This is a genomic window from Polynucleobacter sp. es-GGE-1 (assembly GCF_018882005.1).
GTDB lineage: Bacteria > Pseudomonadota > Gammaproteobacteria > Burkholderiales > Burkholderiaceae > Polynucleobacter.
The window spans coordinates 1-21,933 of sequence record NZ_JACVPE010000005.1 but is presented as its reverse complement, the minus strand read 5'-3'; the positions used below and the strand labels follow the sequence as shown (position 1 = coordinate 21,933).

Below are 21,933 nucleotides of genomic sequence, written 5' to 3'. Positions count from 1 at the left end.
AATCTCAGTCTGTAAAACGAAGTTTATAAAACTTACAGAATAACTTCATCTTCAGTGAAGCACGCTTTCCAGGTGGCATAGAAAGAGCAGTGCATCAGTGTTAGGCCCGCCATAGAAATGGGGGCGACAAGGAAGGATGCTGCTTGACCAAAATCTAAGGCATCAAACAGCATGCCAATCGTCAAAGGAATGGCAATCAACACGACACTCCAAATGGAGAGGTAGAAAAAGAAAGCTGCTTTATTTGTCCAACAGGCAAGCCAACTAGAAAAGAGCGCTTGAGAAACCGACATATCTGCCCAAGCTACTAAGACAGGGGAAAACCACATCAACATGGCTACAGGGATATACAAGATAGCGCCAAACAAAAGTACTAAATAGATTTGACGAAGTGCTTCAGGTGTAATGACGGTGTCACTCGTCAAGAGAGGTATGAGCATTTCAAAATCGACTAAGAGACTTAAGACAAAGCTGAGTAATAAGATTAGAGCCGCATAAATTAATCCCAACTGCAGTATCCGTTTACGAATCAGTTCGCCTGATTGAAGTGCCACCAAATACACAGTAGGACGAATACGCTCTTTTTGAATTGCTTGGCGACAAGCTGTCATGAAACCAACTGACAAAGTGGGCGTTAACAGCAATACTGCAAACACCCCAATCACCGGGATGATGACGGCGAGTTGTGCGGCGAAGACATACATAAAAACCAGCATCAAAAAGCCCAAAGGATTTTGCTTAAAAAGCCAAATCCCTTGTCTGATCCAGGTATAACCCTCTTTTGGGGCGACAGTGTTTAGTTTCATAAGGAGCGACGGCTGAGAAGAATGTGTTCAAAGTGACTTGGGTCGTGAGGGGTGAGCATCTGCGCATTGCGCGGTAAATAAAAATCCCAGAGGCGAGAGACCCAGAAACGCAGTGCCGCAGCACGCATCATGAGGAGCCAGCTAGCTTGCTCTTCTTTGGTGAGGGGGCGTATAGCTTGATAGGCTTGCATCAGGGCATTACAGCGCGCCAGGTCAAGATCTTGTTTATTGTCAGCTAGACACCAATCATTCACGGTCACAGCAAGATCAAACAACCACTTATCGGTACCGGCGAAATAAAAATCAAAGAAACCACCGAGTTGATCCTCGTGAGGATCGTTGCTGCTATTGGGATCGAAGAGTACATTATCTCTAAAGAGATCGCAATGGCTAGCACCTTGTGGAAGTACATCGTAGTTGCTGGAAGCAAAAAATGCTTCTTGCGTAGCAAGTTCATTTGTCAGCAAATCTTTTTGGGATGAATTGACATGCGGCAATACCAAAGGAATGGTTTGTTGCCACCAGCCCAGGCTCCGCAGATTTTCTTGTGAATGAGGAAAATCTTTGCCAGCTAAATGCATCTTGGCTAACATCTCACCAACCAGGGCGCAGTGTTTTGCTGCGGGTTGCAGTCTAGATACGCCCGGTAATTTACTGACGATGGCTGCAGGCTTACCTTTTAGAGAGAAAAGAATTTCTCCCTGATGATTTTCAATTGGCTTGGGTACTGGGATGCCCTTGTTTGCCAAGTGGCGCATTAACTCTAAGTAGTAGGGGAGTTGCTCGGCGGACAATCTTTCAAAAATAGTGAGAACGTATTCTTGCTTGCTACCGTTTTGGATTGTATCTAAAAAGAAATTGGAATTTTCAATCCCACCATGAATGCCGCGAATATCGGTGGCTTCACCAATATTGAAATGTTGAGAAATCCAAGGAGAGATCTCACTCAATTCAATAGGTGTGAATACAGCCATAAAGCAGTAACTATGCTTTCAATTCTTTACTTAATGGGAATGCTAATGCTAGGTACGCTTAAGAGGCCGCCTTCACCAGATGGGGGTCCAGGCATAACAGAGTCGGGTGGTGACATCTCATAAGTGGTGTATTTGGTTTTCACTTGCACTTGAGTTGGGCTGTTAGCGTCTTTGTACTCAATGATTTCAGTACCAGTAGACTCTTTGTGCTGAAAACTGGGTTTGCGACTTTCTGGGCTACCAAAGACTCCCCCTGGACTGACCGCAGGAGCAAGCGGCTGGTTGTTGATTCGGTTGAGCTCAGATTGGCTGAGGGCTTGGCTGGTATTCTGAGCTAATGCCGATCCTGCTCCAAATAGGCTAAAAGCTAGCAAAAAGCTGATTAAAGCAGGGCTTTGGCTGAGGTTATGGCTAATTAAGTTTGTTAGAGCATGCATCATTTTTCACCTTTTTTGGCCTACTCTCGGGTGGTTCTTTAACCAGACCTGTAGGCAATTCATAACTAGATTGTACGATTGCGGTATGACTAAACATAGACTCTTGTTGGTAGACGGTTCTAGCTACCTGTATCGCGCCTTTCATGCCATGCCAGACCTCAGAAACGGGGCTGGGGAGCCTACTGGCGCCATCTATGGCATGGTCAATATGATGCGCCGGGCTAGATCTGAGCTCAAGACTGACCATATCGCTTGCGTCTTTGACGCCAAGGGCAAGACATTCCGAGATGAAATGTATGCCGAGTACAAAGCCCATCGCTCTCCCATGCCCGAGGATTTGGTGAAGCAAATTGAACCGATTCATGCGATGGTCAAAGCTTTAGGTTGGCCGGTATTGATGGTGTCAGGCGTTGAGGCGGATGATGTGATCGGTACTTTAGCTTGCCAAGCAACCCAAGCAGGTTGGGAAACGATTATCTCTACTGGTGATAAAGATCTAGCCCAGTTAGTCAATCCCTCTGTCACACTTATTAACACGATGACCAATGAAAAGCTGGACATCCAAGGGGTAAAGGAAAAGTTTGGTGTACCTCCTGAACTCATCGTCGACTATTTATCCATCATTGGCGATGCCGTGGATAACGTGCCAGGCGTTCCTAAAGCAGGCCCCAAAACTGCGAACAAATGGTTAGCAGAGTTTGGCAATCTCGATAATTTGATGGCCAACGCTGATCAAGTCAAAGGTGTAGTGGGTGAAAATCTTCGCGCTTCTTTAGAGTGGTTGCCACAAGCACGACAACTCATCACCGTCAAAACGGATTGTGATTTATCTCCTCATTTGCCAGGCTTAGATGATTTGCATGCGAAGTCAGAAGATGCTGCTTTGCTTCGGGAACTATTCGAACGCTATGCCTTTAAGACTTGGTTGCGTGATGTTGAAAAGCAGCTCACCAGCCTAGGAAATGATAGTTCTGAGCCCGCTGCCTTTGATTTGGTGGGTACGCCCATCACCAATACCAGCGCAGAAAATGACTCTAAAAAATCACGAGTTATTGCCACTGCCCCCACTAAAGCGCTCTCGCAAGACACGACAGATCTTCAGGATGCAATTGAGCGTCACTACGAGTGTGTCACTGATGATCTTGCTTTAGAAAAGTGGTTGAAAAAAATTGCAAGCGCGCAACTGACTGCGGTCGATACAGAAACAACCAGCCTAGATGCATTGGCTGCAGAGTTGGTTGGGATTTCTTTATCAGTAAAGCCAGGTGAAGCTTGTTACATTCCAGTTGCGCATCGTAATGGTGAAGTACAACTTAATCGAGATGCTGTGCTTGCTAAATTAAAACCTTGGCTAGAGAGTGCGAGTCATTTCAAGGTAGGGCAAAACTTAAAGTATGACGCGCATATTTTTGCAAACTATGGAATTACTTTAGGCGGCATTACATTTGATACTCTGCTCGAGTCGTATGTGCTGGAGTCACACCTTCCGCACAATATGGATAGTTTGGCTGAACGCCACTTAGGGATGAAAACGATCCGCTATGAAGAGGTGTGTGGCAAAGGGGTTCATCAAATTGGCTTTGACCATGTCGATCTGAAGATTGCTACTGAATATGCGGCAGAGGATGCGGACATTACCTTGCGCCTGCACCACGAGCTTTGGCCACAGATCCAGGAAAGTCCGGGCCTGCTCTATGTGTATGAAAAGATCGAGATGCCTGCCATGCGAGTTCTGGGAATCATGGAGCGTAATGGCATACGAATCGATTCTGCTTTATTGGGTAAACAGGGTCAGCAAGTTGGCAAGCGCCTTTTGGAACTGGAGGGTGAGATTCATCAACTGGCGGGGCAGCCATTCAATATTCAATCGCCCAAGCAAATTGCTGAAATCCTCTTCGTACAACTGGAACTGCCAGTGATTAAGAAGACGCCATCAGGCGCACCGTCAACCGACGAGGAAGTTTTGCAGAAATTGGCAGAGGACTATCCATTACCAGCGCGTATCTTGGACTATCGCAGCTTAGCCAAGCTAATGTCGACCTATATTGAAAAGCTACCGCGCATGGCTGACCCTAAAACAGGGCGCGTCCATACCAACTTTTCGCAAGCAACGGCAGTCACCGGGCGTTTGGCATCGAGTGATCCAAACTTGCAAAACATTCCAGTGCGCACAGAAGAGGGTCGTCGTATACGCGAAGCCTTTATAGCGGCTGAGGGCTGCAAATTGTTATCAGCCGACTATTCTCAAATTGAGCTGCGCATCATGGCGCATATTGCGGAAGACGAAAATCTCTTGGCAGCCTTTCGTGATGGCAAAGATGTACACCAAGCCACTGCCGCAGAAATTTTTGGTATCCCGCTAGATGATGTCAATTCAGAGCAACGTCGTTATGCCAAGGTCATTAACTTTGGCCTGATCTATGGCATGAGCGCTTTTGGTTTAGCAGGCAATCTGGGGATTGAGCGTTCAGCAGCGCAAAACTATATTGCAAAGTACTTTGATCGTTATCCTGGGGTGGCGCAATATATGGAGCGTACTCGCCTAGAGGCTCGAGAAAATGGTTATGTTGAAACTGTTTTTGGTAGACGTCTCTGGTTGCCTGAAATCAAAGGCTCCAATGGTCCGCGTCGTCAGGGTGCTGAGCGTGCTGCGATTAATGCACCGATGCAAGGAACGGCTGCCGACCTGATCAAGCTTGCCATGATTGCCGTAGAAGACTGGCTTGAAAAGCAACAACTTAAGACGAAGCTGCTATTACAGGTGCATGATGAGTTGGTATTTGACGTTCCCTTGAATGAAATCGATCTGTTGCAGGAAAAGTTACCGGATTTGATGTGCAATGTGGCTCAATTGAAGGTGCCATTGGTCGTTAGTATTGGGATTGGCGATAATTGGGAAGAGGCGCATTAGTAGCGTTAGTAAATAGCTAGGAGATAAACACGATGAGCAATAAGACACTGAATAGTAGAAGAAATTTTATGAAAACCTCGGTCGCCGGCGCTACCGCATTACGTGGTGCTGTCACTACACTGGGTGTTGGCTTTGTAGTTGCCTCTGATCCTGTGATGGCGGCCGCCATTGAGACCGACTTCAAGGGCCTCAAAGCAGGCGAGCAAATGATTCCTATCGGTAACTTCCAGCTACCTGCTTATGTTTCTCGTCCAGAAAATGCAAAAGGCAATTTGCCGATCATCATCGTGGTGAGTGAAATTTTTGGTGTTCATGAATACATTGCTGACGTCACACGTCGTTTTGCAAAGCTTGGATATCTCGCGATTGCCCCTGAGTTTTTTACGCGCGCAGGAGATCCTAATACTTACGGCACCATTGCTGAAATTCAGGCAAACATTGTGGCCAAGACACCCGATGCTCAAGTCTTAAATGATTTGCAGGCTGCCTTAGTATGGGCTGGCAAAAATGGTGGTGATCTGAAGCGAGTCGGTGTAACTGGTTTTTGCTGGGGTGGGCGCATCACTTGGCTATCTGCAACTCTGCCGCAAGTCAAGGCAGGTGTGGCTTGGTATGGAAGAGTGATTGGTGAAAAAACTGAAAATAGCCCACGTCATCCAGTCGATTTAGCTGCAGATTTAAAAGCCCCAGTACTAGGCCTATATGGTGGCGCTGATACTGGTATCTCTTTGGAGAGTGTTGAGCAAATGCGTGCAGCACTTGCGCAAGCAGCACCGAAAAATCCTGCGGCAAAAGCCTCTCTGATTGAGGTATATCCCGATACCCCTCATGCTTTCCATGCTGATTATCGCGCAACCTATCGCGAAGGCCCTGCTAAAGATGGTTGGGAGAAATGTCTTGCTTGGTTTAAGAAAATGGGCGTAGCGTAACTCTCGATGACGGTTCTTCAAAGTATTCTTTTGGTGACAGCATTAGCAGGTACTGCTAGCGTTTTGGTCGCCGCCAGTTTTTCAATCGCGCTGCTGTCGAAGATGGTCAATAACATGGTCAGCTTGTCGGTTGGTATTCTGCTGGCCACAGCGCTCTTACACTCATTACCCGAAGCATTTAATATGCAGGGTACTAACCCCCAGTACTTATTTGCGACATTGTTGGCTGGGCTATTAGGATTTTTCTTGCTAGAAAAAATTGCCTTGTTGCGCCATGACCATCATCACGAAGGTGATGGTCACCACCATCATGACGGTCATGATGCGGAGAATGCAGGGCGCAGTGGTTGGATGATTTTGGTAGGTGATGGTATTCATAACTTTGTGGACGGCATTTTGATTGCTGCTGCTTTTATGGCCGACTATCAATTGGGTATCTTTACGGCGATCGCCATCATTGCTCACGAGATTCCACAAGAGATTGGTGACTTCATTGTGCTTCTCAATGCAGGTTTCTCACGCGCGCGCGCCTTGCTCTACAACTTCATCTGTGGTTTGTCAGCTGTAGTGGGCGGGGTATTGGCCTACTTCTTTTTAGAGAAGGCGCATGCAGCGATGCCGTATTTGCTCGTGATTGCTTCAAGCAGTTTTATTTACATTGCGGTGAGCGATTTAATTCCGCAAATGCACCGTCGCCCACACTGGGCTGAGTCACTGCGTCAAACAGTGTTGATTGCCTGCGGCGTAGGATTTGTGATCCTACTCTCGCTCCTGCACTAATTCAAAAGTTTGTTTTTAAGTTTCGACTGGTCTGCTAGGGTCAGCGCACCATTCACTCCAGCTGCCCGCATATAAGCGAGAGCCTTTGAGACCAGCGACTTCCATCGCCAGAAGGTTGTGACATGCAGTAACGCCTGAGCCACATTGGTGAATAACTTCAGCAGGTTTGACAGGGCCTAGTAATTCAACAAAATCTTTAAAGAGTTGCTCTGCGGGTTTAAATGCAGTCGCAGATAAATTGCCTTTGAAGAAATGATTGATTGCGCCAGGGATATGTCCAGCAATGGGGTCTAAAGTTTCGTTTTGACCATGGAAGCGATCGTTAGCTCGCGCATCAATGACCGTAAGTTTCTTGGCTTGTAAGTTGGCTACCACTTCATCTACTAAGGCAAGCCCAACATAGGTTCTTGGCTCAATGGCTTGGGGTGCAGGGTTAGGTTTGCGTGGCACCGTTCCCATAGGGCCATTCCAGGCATCAAGGCCGCCATCTAAGACTTGAACCTTCGCATGGCCGGTAGCTTTGAGCATCCACCACAAGCGGCTGGCATAGACCGAGCCCTGTTTGTCATACCCAACTACGAGGGTATTGGGAGTCATGCCTAAACGGGTTTTAGTTTGTGCCCATGCCTCAGGACTTGGCAAGGGGTGTCTGCCATTACTGCCCGTTTTATTGCCCGACATATCGCGATCAAGATCGACGTAAATCGCACCAGGAATATGGCTCTCTTCATACGCTTTCTTGCCTGACTCTGGATCGGTTAAATCAAAGCGGCAGTCGCAGAGCAAAACATCTTCACCACTATTGATGATTTCTTCTAACTGGTTTGCGGTAATTAGAGGAGTCATGATGTTTCCTATATTGAGGTAGCGAGGAAAGGAGTAAAGCTACTAATTTAGATTATGCACCTTGAAAATTCATAGCGCGACGGTACCATTCATGAAAATGTTGCATGCCATCTTCCATCGGGCTTTGATAAGGACCAACCTCATTAATGCCACGAGCAAGTAGTGCTGCTCTTCCTTGATCCATGCGCTCTGCGATTTCATCATCCTCGATGCAGGTCTCCATGTAAGCGGCACGTTCGGCCTCCACAAATTCACGCTCGAATAAGGCAATTTCTTCTGGGTAGTAAAACTCAACGATATTTCGAGTCTTGTTGACACCCATTGGATGCAATGTAGAAACGCACAGAACACCTGGGTACCACTCCACCATCACATTAGGGTAGTAGGTCAGCCAGATCGCCCCATGGCTTGGTGCTTTGCCGTCAAATTGGCGCAGCACGGCTTCGTGCCAATGACGGTAGGTTGGCGATCCCGGGATTTGGAGATCTTTATGAATGCCCACAGTTTGTACGCTATGCCAATCACCAAATTCCCAATGCAAGTCTTCGCATGAAATAAACTTGCCTAAGCCCGGATGAAACGGCACCACGTGGTAATCCTCGAGATATACCTCGATGAAAGTTTTCCAGTTGTAATTGCAATCGTGTACTTCAACATGGTCGAACACATAGCCATCAAATTGGAGATCGTCTGCCACACCGAGTTTGGCAAGATCAGCGCGCACATCGCGGGGACCTTCAAACAACAGGCCTTGCCAATTTTGCAAAGGGGACTTGCCAAGATTTAAACAAGGCTTATCTTCAAAGTGCGGTGCACCCAGTAAATTGCCCCCTAAGTCGTACGTCCACCGATGTAGTGGGCAAACAATATTTTCAGTTTTACCTTTGCCATTGAGCATCAGTGCTTGACGATGCCGGCAAACATTGGAAAGTAGTTCAACACCCTCATTATTGCGAACGAGGATGCGCCCTTCATTTTCTGCGCTTAAAGTTTGATAGGAGCCCACTTCAGGCACCATGAGTTCGTGGCCAACATAGCCAGGACCCTGCTTAAAAAGCAGTTCAATTTCTTGCTGATACAAATCAGCATCGAAATATGCCGAAACCGGCAGTTGTAGATTGGACAGCGCAAGCTTCTGCGCGGTAGCCAGATTAGTCATTCTCCCCACCCCCGAAAACGTCAGCCGAAGCTAAGCGGAATAACCAATCCAACCATCGACGGATCGATATTGGAAAGGAAGGGGTCGATTATACCCATCTGAGGGGCATCTCGCTTTAATATGGAGGGCAATCCGTATCGGAAATATGAAGGAACCCGCTTATGTCAGCCAAGAAATCAGAGAGTCAAAAACCAGGTCTTGAGATCCAAATCGACCCAGATCTGCGCTATGAGCAAGCTGTAAAAGAGCTTGAAAAGCTCATTTCTGATATGGAGTCTGGCAAATTTTCTCTAGAAGAGACTTTATTGGCCTATCAACGGGGCGCAGCTTTGCTGAAACATTGCCAAGGGGTTCTTGCGCAAGTCGAACAGCAAGTGAGAGTGTTCGAGGCTTAATTGGGTACTCCTTTTCAATTTCAGGAGTGGATTACCGCTCACTCTGAACACACTGAATCTGCCTTAGATCGTTTGCTTGATTCTGCGCAGGTAACGCCTCAGCGTTTACATGAAGCCATGCGTTATGCAGCACAAGGTGGCGGCAAACGGATTCGTCCTCTATTGGTTTATGCGGCAGGTGAACTGGGTGATCAATTTTCCCAGGAAAAGAATGCGGCATTAGATGCTGCAGCAGTAGCGATCGAATGTATTCATGCATATTCATTAGTGCACGATGACTTGCCTTGCATGGATGATGATGACTTGCGCCGCGGTAGACCAACAGTACACAAAGCCTTTGATGAAGCAACTGCATTGTTAGTGGGCGATGCTTTGCAAACCCGCGCATTTGAAATTCTGGCTACCGCCCAGTGCGATATGAATAATCGTTTACGCATGATCAGTGTCTTAGCTGCAGCCTCTGGTTCGCGCGGTATGGCGGGTGGTCAAGCTATTGACTTAGAGAGCGTTGGCAAGAAATTAGATCTGGCAGGTTTACAACAAATGCACGCCATGAAAACCGGTGCTTTGCTTTCTTGTGCGGTAGAACTCGGTGGTATTGCTGCCGATCTCAATGCAAATCAATTGGCCCAACTCCAAAAATACTCAAAAGCCCTGGGTTTGGCTTTCCAAATTGTGGATGATGTGCTGGATGCTACGGCTGATAGCCAAACTCTTGGAAAAACTGCTGGTAAAGATGCAGCCAATGACAAGCCAACCTATGTGACCTTGATGGGTTTAGACTATGCACAGAAACAGGCGAAAGAATTGCAAGAAACCGCCATCAGTAGTTTGGATGGTTTTGGTGATCAAGCGCAGGCCTTAAAAGATTTAGCCCTATTGGTTGTCAATAGAGGCAAATGAGACAAACTAGATTCGATGACTTTGCATTCCGTTAATTCTCCTGACGATTTAAAAACACTTTCTCGCGAAGAGCTGCCTGCTCTTGCCGATGAGTTACGCCAATTTGTTTTGGAATCCGTTTCCAAAACTGGTGGACATTTGTCTTCCAACTTGGGCACAGTAGAGTTATCGATTGCCTTGCATTACGTATTTGATACGCCGCGCGATCGCATCGTGTGGGATGTAGGTCATCAAAGCTATCCGCACAAAATTTTGACTGGTCGTCGTGAGCGCATGAGCACTCTGCGTCAATTCAAAGGATTATCAGGATTTCCTCAGCGTGCTGAAAGCGAGTTTGATGCTTTTGGTACTGGCCACTCATCGACTAGTATTTCTGCAGCAATGGGTATGGCACGTGCTTTTCAAACCAAGGGTGAACGCCAAGTTGCAGTTGCTGTGATGGGTGATAGTGCGATGACGGGCGGCATGGCTTTTGAAGCGATGAATAATGCGGGTGTGTATGACGATTTGCCCCTTGTGGTGATTTTGAATGACAACGATATGTCGATCTCACCAGCAGTGGGTGCGCTTAATCGTCACCTTGCCAGATTGCTTAGTGGAAATATTTACTCTGCAACCAAAAAAGGAATTGATAGCGTGCTATCGATCGCACCCCCACTGCGCGAGTTTGCTAAACGCCTGGAAGATCATGCCAAGGGCATGGTCTCACCATCAACCATCTTCCAAGAATTTGGCTTTAACTACTTTGGCCCGATTGATGGTCATGACTTAGATGCTTTGATTCCCATGTTGCAGAACGTACGCCGCCTAGCGCTCGAGGGAAATGGCCCACAGTTCTTGCACGTGGTGACTAAAAAAGGTCAGGGCTATGAGTTGGCTGAGGCTGATCCAGTGCTATATCACGGGCCAAGCAAATTTAATCCTAAAGAGGGCGTCAAGAAAGCTGCTGCTAGCAAGAAAACATTCACTCAAGTGTTTGGTGAATGGCTTTGCGATATGGCCCGTGCTGATCCTTTGTTGATTGGCATTACACCAGCCATGCGGGAAGGCTCTGGTCTGGTTGAATTTGAAAAGACTTTTCCTAAACGCTATTACGACGTTGGTATTGCTGAACAACATGCAGTGACTTTTGCAGCAGGTATGGCCTGCGAAGGCATGAAGCCAGTGGTGGCGATCTATTCCACTTTCTTGCAACGCGCCTACGATCAATTGATTCATGACGTTGCTCTGCAAGATTTGCCAGTCTTATTTGCACTCGATCGCGCAGGTTTAGTGGGTGCTGATGGCGCAACACATGCCGGTGCGTATGACATTCCATTCTTGCGTTGTATTCCAAATATGTTGGTGATGACGCCAGCAGACGAAGCAGAGTGCCGCGATTTATTGACGACTGCATATCATCAAGCTCACCCTAGTGCCGTGCGTTACCCGCGTGGTTCAGGTGTTGGCACTATTCCTTCAACAGAGCTGCGTACTTTGCCTTTGGGTAAGGGTGAGATTCGTCGTAAATCGAACGCACCCGCTGGACAGCGTGTGGCGATCTTGGCATTTGGCACTTTGTTGTATGCCGCATTAGAAGCAGCTGAAGGTTTCGATGCGACTGTTGCCAATATGCGTTTTGTAAAGCCACTCGATATTGATCTCATCAAATCATTAGCGGCTGATCATGATTATCTAGTCACCATTGAAGATGGCGCCATTGCAGGTGGCGCTGGTGGCGCTTGCTTGGAGGCGCTCTCCTCACTCGGGATTAACAAGCCCCTATTGCAGTTAGGTCTTCCTGATGAATTTATCGAACATGGCGACTATCAGCTGCTCATGACTAAGTGTGGCTTGGATGTCGAGGGTATTACAAACTCTATTAAAAAGCGTTTTCCTGCGGTATTAATGGCAAATTCAGCAATTTCAGGCAAATAAGCCCGTTTTGCTTGAAAATAGAGTCATGAATGACATGAACCCCGCCTTTCTGAAAGCTAGTGCAATGCCTGATGTGCAATCCACTTTGGATGTGCGCGCGTTGCCCATTGAGCAAGTCGGTATTCGGGGTGTACGTCATCCACTGATGATTCGCAGCAAGACTGGCAACTTTCCATCGGTTGGTACTTTTGAGATGGATGTGGCATTACCTGCGCATGTCAAGGGCACGCACATGTCTCGTTTCATGGCGCTCTTGCAAAAGCAAGATGCGGCAGTCGATAGCACTACGGTTGTCGCACTCGTAAAAGAGATGTTGCCTTTGTTAGATGCTAAAGAAGGCCATGTGCAATTTACTTACACCCACTTCGTTAAAAAAGCGGCGCCCGTTTCTGGTGTCGAAAGCTTGATGGATTACGAAGTCACTTGGATGGCCACTGCTAAACAAAATACGCAACATACGGCTGGTGGTACCGATATTGAATTGGTTCTACGCGCACAAGTACCTGTGATGAGTTTATGCCCTTGCTCAAAAGAGATCTCGGAGTTTGGTGCGCACAATCAGCGCTCACATGTCACGATGACGGTGACATTGGATTCCAAAACACAGATGACTGTAGAAGATTTAGTTGCCGCTGCCGAGAGCGAGGCATCTAGCGAACTCTGGGGTTTACTTAAGCGCCCAGACGAGAAGTGGGTGACTGAGCATTCCTACAGTAATCCTAAATTCGTTGAAGACTTAGTGCGTGATGTAGCTGGCAATCTTAAGGCAGATCAGCGTATCCAGTCTTTTGTAGTTGAGGCTGAGAACTTTGAGTCTATCCACAATCACAGTGCATTTGCTCGTATCAGTCATAAGAAATAAAGCAAGCTAAACCAAATTATTGCTTTGCAAATCCCAACGGGGTTTGATATCAAAGGCTCCAGAAGTTGTGGAGCCATTATTTTTGGCAAGCATGCGTAGTGCACCAGCAAAAGCAATCATCACGCCGTTATCGGTACACAACTCTAGTGGTGGGTAGTGCACCTCAAAACCTTGACGTGTAGCCTTCTCATTTAAAGCGCCACGCAATTGCAAGTTGGCACCAACACCGCCAGCAAGTACTAAATGCTGACAGCCAGTTTGTTTTAGTGCTTTTTCAGATTTACTGACTAAGACTGCGACGATGGCATCAACAAAACTTCTCGCAAGATCCGCATGAAATTGTGCAACCTTAGTAGGATCAGATACTTTTTTCTCTTCAAACTTTTTGACTTGATTCAGAACTGCAGTTTTCAATCCCGAGAATGAGAAATCCAAGTCACCAGAGTACAGCATCGGTTTTGGTAAATCAAATATTCCGACGCGACCCTGTTCTGCGAGTTTAGAAATAGCTGCACCACCGGGGTAATCAAGACCTAATAATTTGGCAGTTTTATCAAAAGCTTCACCCGCGGCATCGTCTAAGGTTTCACCCAAAAGTTCGTATTGGCCAATGCCAGAGACTTTCATGAGTTGGGTATGTCCACCAGAAACCAGGAGGGCGATAAAGGGAAATTGGGGTGCAGTATGGCCCAAAAGTGGCGAAAGTAGGTGTCCTTCGAGGTGATGAATCCCGATCGAGGGCAAATGGAGGCCTTGGGCGAGGGATTTGGCGAAAGCACTGCCAACCAGTAGGGCGCCCGCTAGGCCCGGACCTTGAGTGAAAGCAACCGCATCAATGTCGGCTAATTTCAGGCCAGATTGGGTCAAAGATTGGTCTAAAAGGGGTAAAACCCGGCGAATATGGTCTCGAGAGGCTAACTCTGGGACAACGCCCCCGTAATCTCGGTGCATGGCGATCTGAGAATGCAAACCCTGCCCCAGAATGCCTTGGAATGCAGGTTTGCCCTCTTCCCAGGGGGTGGTGTTGTATAAAGCCACCCCGGTTTCGTCACAAGAAGTTTCTATTCCTAAAACAATCATTTTTTGGTTTGGTCGTGCTAGAATCGCAATTCAGTTAATTTTTCGATATTTATCGAGCATATACGAGTTAAATAAGTATGACTACAGTCCGCCTCCGCGAAAACGAACCATTTGAAGTGGCATTGCGCCGTTTCAAGCGCACCATTGAAAAAAATGGTCTTTTGACAGACTTGCGTGCCCGCGAGTTTTACGAGAAGCCAACGGCTGAGCGTAAGCGTAAAAAGGCTGCCGCTGCTAAACGCCATTACAAGCGTATTCGCAGCCAAATGTTGCCGAAGAAGCTTTACTAATAGAATTTAAAGCTCTCTTCACCGAGAAGCTTTGAAACCCGCTGACGGTGAAACGCAGCGGGTTTTTGCTTTTTAAATAGCCAAATAAAACTGGATACATTCAACATCAGAAAGAATCAAATGAGTTTGAAAGATCAAATTACCGAAGATATGAAAAACGCGATGCGCGCTAAAGAGACTGCACGTCTTGGTACCATTCGACTTTTGTTAGCCGCTATCAAACAACGCGAAGTAGATGATCGCATTGTGCTCGATGACGCAGCCATCATTGCAACAATTGAAAAAATGATCAAGCAGCGCAAAGACTCGATCTCTCAATTTGAAAAAGCACAGCGTGATGATTTGGTCGCGGTGGAATCTGCTGAGATGGTCATTCTGCAGGCTTACTTGCCTGCCCAAATGTCCGATGCTGAAGTTGCTGCTGCAGTAGCAGCCGCGGTTGCCTCTACAGGCGCTGCTGGTCCACAGGATATGGGTAAAGTCATTGGCGTACTCAAAGGTCAATTGGCTGGTAAAGCGGATATGGGTAAGGTATCTGGCTTAGTAAAAGCCGCACTCGCAAAATAAGAGAACTCGCTCCATACTCTTAGCCTTATGGCGCTCATTCCACAATCCTTCATTGCCGATCTTTTAAATCGGGTCGACATCGTTGATGTGGTTGGGCAGCACGTAAAGTTAAAAAAAGCAGGCGCAAACTACCAAGGCTTGTGCCCCTTTCATTCAGAGAAGTCCCCCTCATTTTCTGTATCACCAACCAAACAGTTCTATCACTGCTTTGGTTGTGGTGCCCATGGATCTGCCATCAGTTTTCTGATGGAATATTCTGGTCTTGGATATGTCGATGCTATTGAAGAGCTCGCGCGTTCTGCAGGTTTAGATGTACCGCGTGAAGAGCGCACAGCGAATGATGTTGCAAGACAACAGCAGGCGATGGCACTTAGCGAGGTGATGAGTTCTGCAGCTGATTGGTATTGCCAACAACTTAAGGGTAGTACTCGCGCAGTAGAGTATTTAAAAGGGCGCGGCCTGACTGGTGAGATTGCTAAACGATATTCACTTGGCTATGCCCCTGATGGTTGGCAAGGTCTTGAAGCTGTCTTTGGCTCCTACGCCAACGATGAAGTAGTCAAGACTTTAGTGGAAGGCGGCTTACTGATTCAGGGGGAGCAGGCTGAAGGCTCCCCTGTGACTAAGCCAGCAGTCAAGCGCTACGATCGCTTTCGGGATCGTGTGATGTTTCCGATTCGGAATCCCAAAGGTCAAACGATTGGCTTTGGTGGTCGTATCTTAGATCAAGGTGAGCCTAAATATTTAAATTCTCCAGAGACACCACTCTTTTCTAAAGGCAATACGCTTTACGGTTTATTTGAGGCAAGACAAGCGATTCGTGCGCAAGAATATGTCTTGGTGTGTGAAGGTTATATGGATGTTGTAGCACTGGCGCAATTGGGTTTCCCTAATGCAGTGGCCACGCTGGGTACGGCGTGTACTGCAAACCATGTACGCATGTTATTGCGTCAAACTGACAAAGTTGTTTTTTCATTTGATGGCGACTCTGCTGGTCAACGTGCAGCCCAGCGCGCTCTTGAAGCCTGTCTACCTCTCATGTCTGACGATAAAGAAATTCGTTTCCTATTCTTACCAACTGAGCACGACCCTGATAGTTATGTGCGTGCTTATGGCGCACCTGCTTTTGAAAAAGTTATCAAAGAGGCAATGTCGATCTCCAGCTTCTTCTTTAAGATTGCGAGCGAAGATCACGATCTAACAACTCCGGAAGGTAGAGCCCATACGCATCATGCGGCCAAGCCTTTGCTACTATCCATGCCACCGATTGCGTTGCGTACTCAAATTTTGCGTGAGCTCGCCATTCGAACTAACACCACTCCTGCTGAGTTAGAAGCTTTTTGCGGATTAACGGTAGTGCCTGTTCGACAGACAAGCTATCAGCCTGCTCAGGCAAAGCAAACCCATTATCAAAACAATCAAAGCAATTACTCTAATACCGGCAATCGACAAGGCGCTCCATGGCAAGCCTCTAAAGGCTCTGCAAAGCGAGTGGCGACACAGAATATTGAGCCACCAAAAGCGCCAACCGATTTAGCCGAGCAGATGTTACGTGTGTTAATTCAGTTTCCGCATTTAGGTAAAGCGCTCGATAGCAATCAGCGTGCACTCGCACTCAAAGCTGCTGAGCAACGATCAGCCAATGCACTCGCATTAATGAAAGATCTTTTATCTCAATGTGATCAAGTGGAATTGATTCCAGGGGAAAACGGAAAACCTGACACAGTAGGCGCCGGGGCATTTGCAATGTTTCAAGATCAACTCTCTCGTAGTGAGCTTGCCTCAATGTATGAAGTACTCAGAAAGCGTGTCATGGATTCTGACTTGGAGCTTGAGGGGGCAGCTGCCGATTTAGACGGGGCCTTTAAGAAACTAGAGTTGATTCACCTCAAACAAGAAATGACCGACATTGCCCAAAAAATCGCTGGTGAGACCGCCAGCGACCAAGATAAAGCCCGATATCGTGAATTGGGTGAAAAGCTGAAATTCTCCTAAGAATTTACTGAAACACCCCTAGAAATACCTGAAAAACACCCCATATTTTTAGGTAATCAGGGGCTAAAAAAGTCGCAATCGACTATAATCCTCTGTTCCCAAGAAAAAAACGAATTAATTCAGCCACTTGCGCTTTATTTTGAAGAAATTTGGGGTAAGTGAGTAAGTGAGTTAAGGGGCTGTGTTTTATCAGTCGAGATCAATAACAGTAATGTGAGTAAGTGCTAATAAATGCCTAATACCAAGACCAAAAAACCAGTTAAAACAGCAAAAGCTCCAGCTAAGCCAGTAAAAGCGCTTGCAAAACCAACAGCCAAAAAGGCGACCACAAAACCGGTTGCTAGGAAGGTTCCTGCTAAACCAGTAAAGGCTGCTGCTAAGCCAGCGGCTAAGAAGGCCACTGCTAAACCAGTAAAGGCTGCTGCCAAGCCAGCTGCCAAGAAAGCACCTGCTAAGCCAGCTGTAAAAGTGAAGACTCCTGTGAAAGCAGCTAAAGCACCAGTGAAAGCTGCTGCCAAGCCAGCCGCCAAGAAAGCACCGGTAAAAGTTCCAGCCAAATCGGTCATGGTTGCTGCTAAAGTACCAGTTAAGGTTGCAAAGGTAGAGCCGGCTAAAAAAGGCAAGGCTGCACCAGCACCAAAAGTAGAAGAGTTAAAAGGTAAAAAAGCAAAAGGCGCCGAGCTTGCTGCTCCAGTCGTTGAGGAAGAAAAAAAGCGCGGCCGTAAAGCCAAAGCTGAGACTCCTGCAGATGGCGCTGAGCCAGTATTAACGGATCGTCAAAAAGCCCGTGAGCGTAAAGCGAAAGAAAAAGCCCTCTTAAAAGAATTCGCAGCACAACAGTTAGGTACTGAAGAGCAACAAGAATTACGTCGTGCGCGCTTGAAGACTTTGATCAAGATGGGTATGTCCAAGGGTTATTTAACCCATGGCGAGATGAATGACGTGATGTCTGACGAGTTGTCTGATGCTGATGCATTAGAAACCTTGATCAGTTTGTTGAACGACATTGGTATTACTGTTTACGAACAAGCGCCTGATGCTGAAACCTTAATTCTGTCTGATAACACTGCTGCTGCAGCGTCTGAAGAAGAAGCTGAAGAAGAAGCTGAAGCAGCGCTCTCTACAGTAGATTCAGAGTTCGGTCGTACCACTGATCCAGTCCGTATGTATATGCGTGAGATGGGTACAGTAGATTTGTTGACTCGCGAAGGCGAGATCGTCATTGCCAAGAAGATTGAGGCCGGCCTCAAAGACATGGTGATGGCTTTAGCTGCTTGCCCTGTCACGATTGCAGAGATTCTGAGCAACGTGGATAAGATTGCTTCCGGCGAAATGGAAATCGATCAGTTCGTTGATGGCTTGGTAGATCCTAATGCGGAAGACATCAAGCTTGGACCAGAAGAGCCAGAGATTGATCCTGATGCTGAAGAAGGTGAAGAGGAAGGTGAAGACGAAGGTGGTGGCGGTGGCGCTGCAACTGCGAACGCTAAACAGCTTGAAGAGTTAAAGCAAATTTCCTTAGAGAAGTTTGCAATTGTTCGCACGCAAGCTGACAAGATGCGTCGTGCTTTTGATAAAGATGGTTATAACTGCCCGGCCTATATCAAGGCACAAGATGCAATTCGTGCAGAGTTACTGGGTTTCCGTTTAACTGCGAAGAGTGTTGAGAAGTTATGTGACACGATGCGCTCACAAGTAGATCAAGTGTGGAAACTAGAGCGTGGCATCGTTAACTTGTTGGTAGATAAAGTTGGCGTTAATCGTGGTGAAGTATTAAAAGATTTCCCTAAGATGTCGATGAATCTCACTTGGACTGACAAGTTACTCAAAGAGAACAAGCCCTATAGCGCTCTCTTACAACGGAACGTACCAGCGATTCAGGAACTTCAACAGAAGTTGATTGATATTCAGAAGAATGTGGTTATCCCACTTCCTGAATTAAAAGAAGTGAACAAGCAAATGATTGCGGGCGAGAAGCGTGCGCGTGAAGCAAAACGTGAGATGACCGTAGCCAACTTACGCTTGGTGATCTCGATTGCTAAGAAATACACCAACCGTGGTTTGCAGTTTCTTGATTTGATTCAAGAAGGCAACATTGGTTTGATGAAAGCAGTAGATAAGTTTGAATACCGTCGTGGTTATAAGTTCTCCACTTATGCAACCTGGTGGATTCGTCAGGCGATTACTCGCTCTATTGCTGATCAAGCGCGTACGATCCGTATTCCAGTTCATATGATTGAGACCATCAATAAGATGAACCGTATCAGCCGTCAAATCTTGCAAGAAACTGGTCATGAGCCAGATGCCGCAACCTTGGCACTGAAGATGGAAATCCCAGAAGATAAGATTCGTAAGATCATGAAGATTGCAAAAGAGCCAATCTCTATGGAAACACCGATCGGTGACGACGAAGATTCTCATTTAGGTGACTTCATTGAAGATGGCAACACCTTGGCTCCAGCTGAAGCAGCATTGCATGACTCGATGCGCGATGTAGTGAAAGATGTTCTTGATTCACTGACACCACGCGAAGCAAAAGTATTGCGTATGCGCTTTGGTGTTGAGATGAGTACAGATCACACGCTCGAAGAAGTAGGCAAGCAGTTTGATGTAACCCGTGAGCGTATTCGTCAGATTGAAGCCAAGGCTCTGAGAAAAATGCGTCATCCAAGCCGCAGCGACAAACTCAAGACTTTCCTAGAGGAAGATTGATCGAAGGATTAACGGGCCTATAGCTCAGTTGGTTAGAGCAGAGGACTCATAAGAAAGAAGCCCTAGGGGTCTTGTCGCAAAGATCTCAATAGATTCAAGAGGTTAGTGGTGAATTAAGCGGTATAAATTCACTACACACCGCTTACACACCAGAGCTTTTTTCATGGTGTGTAGTAAATGCGGTTTTAGTGTGGTTTTGAAGTGGTCAACATCTGTAAAAAGGTGTGTAGTAAATATAAAGTTTTAGGGCCCATAGCTCAGTTGGTTAGAGCAGAGGACTCATAGCGAAAGTTGTGCCTTATGCGTGGAAACTGCATAAGGGATGGTGTCAAATTCGGAGAAAGCTAAAGGTAGAAATATCCAAGCTAACGCCGAGCGAAGCTTAGTAAGAAATTACTTTGAACGTGTAGAGACTAGACGGCACCCACCTAAGTTCAGAAATGAATACGGTGAAGGCATAGTCCAGGGAGTAGTGAAAGCTACACAAACCGGAATCCTTTGGTCCCAGGTTCAAGTCCTGGTGGGCCCACCAGAAAAGCAAACCCTCATCAGAAATGGTGGGGGTTTTGTCTTTTGGCTTGATTTAGGCTTAAGGCTCTCTTAACCTATAAGTTCTCAAGGAAATGAAATGCCAATTTTTAGAGCCGACTATTTAATAAAACCAGACTTAGTTATATATGGCGAGGAATTGGTACCACCAATTTCTACTAAAAATAATTTCCAGATAAGCTTTAAAAATTCAGATAAAAATGATGCAGGCCAATATACCCGGTTATTGGCATCGGTGATTGGTGAGGCTGAAAACATCGATAATGTGCAAAGTGTATTTAAAAATGAGTTGGCATGTGCATTGGACATAATGACTTTCTCATCTCATTCTAGATTTGAAATACTTTGCCCAATGAGAATTATTGATTGGGTGCCTCATCAAAGGAAGAGAAACTTCAAAATATTACTTAAGAGTGATACGAGAGATCCCCCTGATCCCGAGCTACATAAGGACTTATTGATAACAGCTTCTGAAATTGAAAAGTTAGATATACATAGTTATATAAGGACTGCACTTAAATATTTTAGGTATGGGGTTATCGAAAATAGTCCAGATGATCAGTTTATTAAATTTTGGATGGCACTTGAAATTCTCGGTGAAAATTCAAAAGATAGTGTGAAAGAAGCGATCAAATGCGCTCATTGCAACAGTGCTTTAGTGTGCAAATGTTGTAATGAGTCTATTGAAAAAGTGCCGATGGCTAAAGCGCAAATAACTAAACTTATTGGAGGCCTGTATGGTCATGAGAATGCAATTGTGATTTCAAAAAGATTATTCAAAGTTAGGGACGCTTTAATGCATGGAGGCTCTATTGACTTAATTGAAAGAAAATTAAAGCTAACAATTGACTCAGTAATTGATGAGACAGCTTCAGTAGTTTGGAATTTAATATACAACCTAATTGAAGGATTGCCATCTAAGCCTCTTGCATTTGGACACAGAGGGGGGAATTTCACCAATCAATCATTGTTGATGTCTACAAATGGAAGTTTTGAGTACGATGGCGTAGACCCACATCCTACGGATGAAATTATTTACGGGATGAAGCTTTCCGTAATTACCAATTTTATTTCGAAGAATTGATGGTTGTAAGCGTTACTTAAAGTAACGCTTGCCTATTACCATCCTTTAACAGTTGGAACCTGAGGCGCTTGGCAAGGTGTATTGATTGTTGTATTCGGAGTAGTTTGGATTGGGGTGGTGCTGGAGCCTTGATATTGGCCTTGAGGGCTGTAAAAGTTAGTTTGTCCGTTATCAGTTTGAAATGATTGGACGTTTTGACCTTGAGCGTTATATATGTTGGTTACGCCGCTTGGGCTAGTTTGGCTGTAGCCCTTATATTGACCGTTTGCGTCATAAATGGCTTGAGCCCAAACAGACCAAAATTGGGCGCTTAAAAATAAGGCAACTAGGTATTTCATGGGATTTTGGCCTGTCTATAGTTTTTATAACCTTAATCTTATCCCGATAAGACAAGTTTAGGTATCCATACCGATTAGAATTGTTTTACCTACAAAACTAAGAAAAACTATGTTTGAAAAAGCATTTAAGAATATCGATACCATTCTCAAGAACGATGGTGGCTCATCAACTGAGCTCGATTACACCGAACAGACCTCTTGGATTCTTTTCCTAAAGTATTTAGATGCGCTAGAGCAAGATAAGGCGCTTGCCGCAGATTTAGCAGGTATGACCTGTCTGGTTTTATCGGACCAATCTCATCTAGAAACTCTGGCTCCCGTTATTAATTCTTTTTGCCATCCAGCGACAAACTCTGTTGGGGTTTGATAATCCAAACTTGAGTGTGGTCTGACTAAATT

Annotated in this window: 20 protein-coding genes; 13 read left to right on the top strand and 7 right to left on the bottom strand. The window is 46.1% G+C overall.

Going from position 1 to position 21,933, the window contains the following annotated elements; translation table 11 throughout:
• Positions 1 to 32: 32 nt before the first annotated feature.
• Genes ICN35_RS04345 through ICN35_RS04335 form a run of 3 tightly spaced genes read right to left on the bottom strand, consistent with a single transcriptional unit; the run spans position 33 to position 2,217 of the window.
• Positions 33 to 806, bottom strand: a complete 774-nt coding sequence (locus ICN35_RS04345; protein WP_216124602.1) for a BPSS1780 family membrane protein — start codon at positions 804 to 806, stop codon at positions 33 to 35.
• A complete protein-coding gene (locus tag ICN35_RS04340; RefSeq protein WP_216124600.1) occupies positions 803 to 1,780 on the bottom strand; it encodes a homoserine kinase in 978 nt (325 codons plus the stop codon). Before ICN35_RS04340 ends, ICN35_RS04345 begins: the two co-directional genes overlap by 4 nt.
• 26 nt (positions 1,781 to 1,806) lie before the next feature.
• Positions 1,807 to 2,217: a hypothetical protein gene (locus ICN35_RS04335; RefSeq protein ID WP_255535704.1), complete on the bottom strand. Its 411-nt coding sequence runs from the start codon at positions 2,215 to 2,217 to the stop codon at positions 1,807 to 1,809.
• Between the two features lie 85 nt (positions 2,218 to 2,302).
• On the opposite strand from ICN35_RS04335, the gene polA reads away from it, so the two are divergent.
• The 3 genes from polA (at position 2,303) to ICN35_RS04320 (ending at position 6,837) form a co-directional block, all read left to right on the top strand.
• Positions 2,303 to 5,128: a DNA polymerase I gene (gene polA / locus ICN35_RS04330; RefSeq protein WP_216124593.1), complete on the top strand. Its 2,826-nt coding sequence runs from the start codon at positions 2,303 to 2,305 to the stop codon at positions 5,126 to 5,128.
• A gap of 68 nt (positions 5,129 to 5,196) precedes the next feature.
• Positions 5,197 to 6,057 (top strand): dienelactone hydrolase family protein, encoded by an 861-nt coding sequence (locus ICN35_RS04325; RefSeq protein ID WP_251369983.1) that lies wholly within the window; start codon positions 5,197 to 5,199, stop codon positions 6,055 to 6,057.
• Positions 6,058 to 6,063: 6 nt separating this feature from the next.
• Positions 6,064 to 6,837, top strand: a complete 774-nt coding sequence (locus ICN35_RS04320; protein ID WP_216124590.1) for a ZIP family metal transporter — start codon at positions 6,064 to 6,066, stop codon at positions 6,835 to 6,837.
• A gap of 15 nt (positions 6,838 to 6,852) precedes the next feature.
• Here ICN35_RS04320 and ICN35_RS04315 read toward each other — a convergent pair whose 3' ends face one another.
• Together ICN35_RS04315 and ICN35_RS04310 are read right to left on the bottom strand one after the other, a co-directional pair.
• Positions 6,853 to 7,683 (bottom strand): sulfurtransferase, encoded by an 831-nt coding sequence (locus tag ICN35_RS04315; RefSeq protein WP_216124587.1) that lies wholly within the window; start codon positions 7,681 to 7,683, stop codon positions 6,853 to 6,855.
• Positions 7,684 to 7,735: 52 nt separating this feature from the next.
• The gene (locus tag ICN35_RS04310; protein ID WP_216124584.1) at positions 7,736 to 8,842 is read right to left on the bottom strand and encodes an SRPBCC family protein; all 1,107 of its coding nucleotides are present in this window, start codon (positions 8,840 to 8,842) and stop codon (positions 7,736 to 7,738) included.
• A gap of 161 nt (positions 8,843 to 9,003) precedes the next feature.
• On the opposite strand from ICN35_RS04310, the gene xseB reads away from it, so the two are divergent.
• From xseB to folE2, 4 genes are read left to right on the top strand one after another with little or no spacing between them, the layout of a single operon-like run.
• Positions 9,004 to 9,237, top strand: a complete 234-nt coding sequence (gene xseB / locus ICN35_RS04305) for an exodeoxyribonuclease VII small subunit (RefSeq protein WP_216124582.1) — start codon at positions 9,004 to 9,006, stop codon at positions 9,235 to 9,237.
• Positions 9,238 to 10,140, top strand: a complete 903-nt coding sequence (locus ICN35_RS04300) for a polyprenyl synthetase family protein (RefSeq protein WP_216124572.1) — start codon at positions 9,238 to 9,240, stop codon at positions 10,138 to 10,140.
• A gap of 15 nt (positions 10,141 to 10,155) precedes the next feature.
• Complete coding sequence (dxs, locus tag ICN35_RS04295; RefSeq protein WP_216124570.1) at positions 10,156 to 12,057, top strand: 1-deoxy-D-xylulose-5-phosphate synthase; 1,902 nt, start codon at positions 10,156 to 10,158, stop codon at positions 12,055 to 12,057.
• 25 nt (positions 12,058 to 12,082) lie between these two features.
• The gene (gene folE2, locus ICN35_RS04290; protein WP_215318759.1) at positions 12,083 to 12,919 is read left to right on the top strand and encodes a GTP cyclohydrolase FolE2; all 837 of its coding nucleotides are present in this window, start codon (positions 12,083 to 12,085) and stop codon (positions 12,917 to 12,919) included.
• Positions 12,920 to 12,925: 6 nt separating this feature from the next.
• On the opposite strand, the gene tsaD is transcribed toward folE2, so the two are convergent.
• Positions 12,926 to 13,999 (bottom strand): tRNA (adenosine(37)-N6)-threonylcarbamoyltransferase complex transferase subunit TsaD, encoded by a 1,074-nt coding sequence (gene tsaD / locus ICN35_RS04285; RefSeq protein WP_216124566.1) that lies wholly within the window; start codon positions 13,997 to 13,999, stop codon positions 12,926 to 12,928.
• A 77-nt stretch (positions 14,000 to 14,076) separates the two neighbouring features.
• Here tsaD and rpsU point away from each other — a divergent pair, with 77 nt between their 5' ends.
• The 5 genes from rpsU to ICN35_RS04260 all read left to right on the top strand — a co-directional run bounded on the left by rpsU (position 14,077) and on the right by ICN35_RS04260 (position 21,196).
• Positions 14,077 to 14,289 (top strand): 30S ribosomal protein S21, encoded by a 213-nt coding sequence (gene rpsU / locus ICN35_RS04280; protein WP_011903537.1) that lies wholly within the window; start codon positions 14,077 to 14,079, stop codon positions 14,287 to 14,289.
• 120 nt (positions 14,290 to 14,409) lie between these two features.
• Positions 14,410 to 14,856, top strand: coding sequence for a GatB/YqeY domain-containing protein (locus ICN35_RS04275; RefSeq protein WP_215318755.1), 447 nt, complete (start codon positions 14,410 to 14,412; stop codon positions 14,854 to 14,856).
• Between the two features lie 27 nt (positions 14,857 to 14,883).
• Positions 14,884 to 16,851: a DNA primase gene (dnaG, locus tag ICN35_RS04270; protein WP_216124563.1), complete on the top strand. Its 1,968-nt coding sequence runs from the start codon at positions 14,884 to 14,886 to the stop codon at positions 16,849 to 16,851.
• Between the two features lie 231 nt (positions 16,852 to 17,082).
• Entirely contained in the window at positions 17,083 to 19,563 is a 2,481-nt protein-coding gene (gene rpoD, locus ICN35_RS04265) for an RNA polymerase sigma factor RpoD (protein ID WP_216124560.1), read from the top strand.
• Between the two features lie 628 nt (positions 19,564 to 20,191).
• Positions 20,192 to 21,196 (top strand): HEPN domain-containing protein, encoded by a 1,005-nt coding sequence (locus ICN35_RS04260; RefSeq protein ID WP_216124547.1) that lies wholly within the window; start codon positions 20,192 to 20,194, stop codon positions 21,194 to 21,196.
• A 35-nt stretch (positions 21,197 to 21,231) separates the two neighbouring features.
• Here the strand turns inward: ICN35_RS04260 and ICN35_RS04255 are convergent, their stop codons facing one another.
• Positions 21,232 to 21,534, bottom strand: a complete 303-nt coding sequence (locus ICN35_RS04255) for a hypothetical protein (protein ID WP_216124545.1) — start codon at positions 21,532 to 21,534, stop codon at positions 21,232 to 21,234.
• 109 nt (positions 21,535 to 21,643) lie between these two features.
• On the opposite strand from ICN35_RS04255, the gene ICN35_RS04250 reads away from it, so the two are divergent.
• The gene (locus ICN35_RS04250; protein ID WP_216124543.1) at positions 21,644 to 21,901 is read left to right on the top strand and encodes a type I restriction-modification system subunit M N-terminal domain-containing protein; all 258 of its coding nucleotides are present in this window, start codon (positions 21,644 to 21,646) and stop codon (positions 21,899 to 21,901) included.
• Positions 21,902 to 21,933 lie beyond the last annotated feature (32 nt).

What these genes read in the sequence shown, in the direction of transcription:
- ICN35_RS04345 (WP_216124602.1), bottom strand. Translation starts at nt 806, where the DNA reads ATGAAACTAAACACTGTCGCCCCAAAAGAGGGTTATACCTGGATCAGA.
- ICN35_RS04340 (WP_216124600.1), bottom strand. Translation starts at nt 1,780, where the DNA reads ATGGCTGTATTCACACCTATTGAATTGAGTGAGATCTCTCCTTGGATT.
- ICN35_RS04335 (WP_255535704.1), bottom strand. Translation starts at nt 2,217, where the DNA reads ATGCATGCTCTAACAAACTTAATTAGCCATAACCTCAGCCAAAGCCCT.
- polA (WP_216124593.1), top strand. Translation starts at nt 2,303, where the DNA reads ATGACTAAACATAGACTCTTGTTGGTAGACGGTTCTAGCTACCTGTAT.
- ICN35_RS04325 (WP_251369983.1), top strand. Translation starts at nt 5,197, where the DNA reads ATGAAAACCTCGGTCGCCGGCGCTACCGCATTACGTGGTGCTGTCACT.
- ICN35_RS04320 (WP_216124590.1), top strand. Translation starts at nt 6,064, where the DNA reads ATGACGGTTCTTCAAAGTATTCTTTTGGTGACAGCATTAGCAGGTACT.
- ICN35_RS04315 (WP_216124587.1), bottom strand. Translation starts at nt 7,683, where the DNA reads ATGACTCCTCTAATTACCGCAAACCAGTTAGAAGAAATCATCAATAGT.
- ICN35_RS04310 (WP_216124584.1), bottom strand. Translation starts at nt 8,842, where the DNA reads ATGACTAATCTGGCTACCGCGCAGAAGCTTGCGCTGTCCAATCTACAA.
- xseB (WP_216124582.1), top strand. Translation starts at nt 9,004, where the DNA reads ATGTCAGCCAAGAAATCAGAGAGTCAAAAACCAGGTCTTGAGATCCAA.
- dxs (WP_216124570.1), top strand. Translation starts at nt 10,156, where the DNA reads ATGACTTTGCATTCCGTTAATTCTCCTGACGATTTAAAAACACTTTCT.
- folE2 (WP_215318759.1), top strand. Translation starts at nt 12,083, where the DNA reads ATGAATGACATGAACCCCGCCTTTCTGAAAGCTAGTGCAATGCCTGAT.
- tsaD (WP_216124566.1), bottom strand. Translation starts at nt 13,999, where the DNA reads ATGATTGTTTTAGGAATAGAAACTTCTTGTGACGAAACCGGGGTGGCT.
- rpsU (WP_011903537.1), top strand. Translation starts at nt 14,077, where the DNA reads ATGACTACAGTCCGCCTCCGCGAAAACGAACCATTTGAAGTGGCATTG.
- ICN35_RS04275 (WP_215318755.1), top strand. Translation starts at nt 14,410, where the DNA reads ATGAGTTTGAAAGATCAAATTACCGAAGATATGAAAAACGCGATGCGC.
- dnaG (WP_216124563.1), top strand. Translation starts at nt 14,884, where the DNA reads ATGGCGCTCATTCCACAATCCTTCATTGCCGATCTTTTAAATCGGGTC.
- rpoD (WP_216124560.1), top strand. Translation starts at nt 17,083, where the DNA reads ATGCCTAATACCAAGACCAAAAAACCAGTTAAAACAGCAAAAGCTCCA.
- ICN35_RS04260 (WP_216124547.1), top strand. Translation starts at nt 20,192, where the DNA reads ATGCCAATTTTTAGAGCCGACTATTTAATAAAACCAGACTTAGTTATA.
- ICN35_RS04255 (WP_216124545.1), bottom strand. Translation starts at nt 21,534, where the DNA reads ATGAAATACCTAGTTGCCTTATTTTTAAGCGCCCAATTTTGGTCTGTT.
- ICN35_RS04250 (WP_216124543.1), top strand. Translation starts at nt 21,644, where the DNA reads ATGTTTGAAAAAGCATTTAAGAATATCGATACCATTCTCAAGAACGAT.